We start from the raw sequence: 2,199 nt of genomic DNA, 5'->3' as shown, positions 1-2,199 counted from the left end.
CTTTTTTCAGGTCCAGACCATATCCAATGCGTAGATTCTGGGCATCAATTTTGTCGGCCATGGCGCGCGCGCGGTCCGCAGAGTCAGAGCTGATGGCAATGGCCTTTACACCGCGTGCGGCAAACTCAGGCACCTGTTTTTCAAATTCTTTCAGATAGGTGGCGCAGATCGGGCAATGCAGGCCGCGATAAAAGCAGATAACCGTGCCACGTTCGGAGTTTTCATCGGAGAGGGTAAAGGTGCCGTTATCAAGCGTTTCAACCTGAAGGTCAGGTGTTTTCTGGCGGGGTATCAGCATGCGTGTGTCCTCGTATAGGAGAAATATGGGTGTTGCTATCAATCCTAGCAGGGCATACTGTTATATAAATCCATAATATATGACTAAAACTACGATATGAGCCGTTTTGACCGTTTGTCGGCACTGATTTCCCGCTTTTCGTTATCGGTCTCTCCAGCAACAAGCGAGGGTGCCAATCTGATCGTGTTTTGCCAGCCGGGAAATGATCTGCCTAACCGGGTGTTGCTGTCACCGCTGAAATTGATGTGCGGTTCTGAGCAAGAAGGCTATGTGCCGATGTTCAGGGCGTGCACTGATTGGGGAGGGCAGGCCAATCCTCTGTTATCAGCATTACCGTCACTGATTGAGCTGGATATTTCTGATAACGCTGAAACCGGTATGCTGGTTCAACTGCTCAAAGCAGAAGGCGACGCGCAACGTTGTGGTTTTGGATCGGTGCTGAACCGGCTGGGTGAAGTGTTAATGGTACGGTTGCTGCGTGCCCAGATTGAACAAGGTGCAACTGAGCCTGGGTTACTCAATGGGTTGTCTGACGCAAGAATCAGTCGAGCGATTGTTGCTATCCATGAGCGGCCGGAAAAAGTGTGGCGTAACGAGGATTTGGCTCAAATTGCGGGATTGTCATTAAGTCGTTTTGCCGAGCTGTTTGTTCAAATTGTGGGTGAAACGCCCATGGCGTATTTAAGACGTTGGCGCATGGTATTGGCACGACAGGATGTTGAGCGTGGAGAGCGTATTCAGACCGTTGCCCGGCGCTATGGTTATGGTTCGGGAGAGGCGTTGAGTCGGGCGTTTCGGCGCCAGTTCGGGGAAAGTCCGCTGGCATTGCGGCGAGAGGCGGCAGCGGATTCGCAGACCGTGTAGGCTCACTGGGATAAAAGATCACATAGATGAGGGAATCACGATGTCAGAAATTAAATTCTCAGCGGAAGAGAAAGCGTTAATCGTTGAGAAGCTTAAACGTTACTTTAGTGTTGAGCTTGATCAGGATCTCGGACAGTTTGATGCCGAGTTTTTACTGGATTTTATTTCATCTGAAATGGGTGCGTATTACTACAACCGTGGTCTGAGTGATGCTCGCGCGGTGATGCAAAGTAAGTTGGATCAGGTTGATGATGCGATTTATGAGATTGAAAAACCAACAATTTTTGTTCGTTAAGTAAGTGCTTTCCCCCAATTCTTTGAGTGAATGACACTGTAGGCTGAAGGGTATTTCTCAATCTTTGATCTGTACCAAGCGAGTTGCAAATTATTCTCATCTTTTTTTTAAAACTGAAGTATGATCTGTTACTTATATCGATGATCAAAGCATGATTTAAGCACGTGCGAGTGGGAGAAAATCAGAGTGCAGGATTACGTACTGCGCCTTGACCAGGTGGGCATGAATGATGTCGAAACGGTCGGTGGAAAGAACGCGTCTTTGGGTGAGATGATCAGCCAACTGAGTAACGCGGGCGTAAAAGTACCAAATGGATTTGCAACGACAGCACTGGCCTTCCGGGATTTTCTCCAGCATGGTGGCCTGGAAGAGAAAATTAACGAAACTCTAACAGCGCTGGATACGGATAATGTTATCGAGCTGGCTGACACTGGTAAGATGATCCGTGGCTGGATCATGGATGCACCGTTCCAGCCTGCGCTTAATGAAGCCATTGAAGGCGCGTTCGTCGAAATGTGCGGCGATAATACGAACCTTTCCGTTGCCGTACGTTCGTCGGCAACCGCCGAAGACTTGCCGGACGCATCGTTTGCTGGTCAACAAGAGACCTTCCTGAATATCCGCGGTTTGGACAACGTAAAACACGCGATCAAAGAGGTGTTTGCGTCTCTCTACAATGATCGTGCTATCTCCTACCGTGTTCACCAGGGTTTTGACCACAGTGAAGTAGCGTTGTCTGCAG

Annotated in this window: 4 protein-coding genes; 3 read left to right on the top strand and 1 reads right to left on the bottom strand. The window is 49.0% G+C overall.

Annotation, left to right across the window (positions count from 1 at the left end; translation table 11 throughout):
* Positions 1-298 (bottom strand): peroxiredoxin-like family protein (locus ABYW01_RS19965; protein ID WP_372836175.1); only part of this gene is annotated, 298 nt, incomplete at its 3' end.
* 96 nt (positions 299-394) lie between these two features.
* On the opposite strand from ABYW01_RS19965, the gene ABYW01_RS19960 reads away from it, so the two are divergent.
* From ABYW01_RS19960 to ABYW01_RS19950, 3 genes are all read left to right on the top strand, one after another.
* Positions 395-1,162 (top strand): AraC family transcriptional regulator, encoded by a 768-nt coding sequence (locus ABYW01_RS19960; protein ID WP_372836174.1) that lies wholly within the window; start codon positions 395-397, stop codon positions 1,160-1,162.
* Positions 1,163-1,202: 40 nt separating this feature from the next.
* Entirely contained in the window at positions 1,203-1,457 is a 255-nt protein-coding gene (locus ABYW01_RS19955) for a DUF2164 domain-containing protein (RefSeq protein WP_372836172.1), read from the top strand.
* A 186-nt stretch (positions 1,458-1,643) separates the two neighbouring features.
* On the top strand, positions 1,644-2,199 hold a 556-nt coding region (locus tag ABYW01_RS19950), incomplete at its 3' end, for a PEP/pyruvate-binding domain-containing protein (RefSeq protein WP_372836170.1).

This window comes from Pontibacterium sp., assembly GCF_041587635.1.
Lineage (GTDB): Bacteria > Pseudomonadota > Gammaproteobacteria > Pseudomonadales > Balneatricaceae > Pontibacterium.
This window is presented reverse-complemented; position numbering and strand designations above follow the sequence as displayed.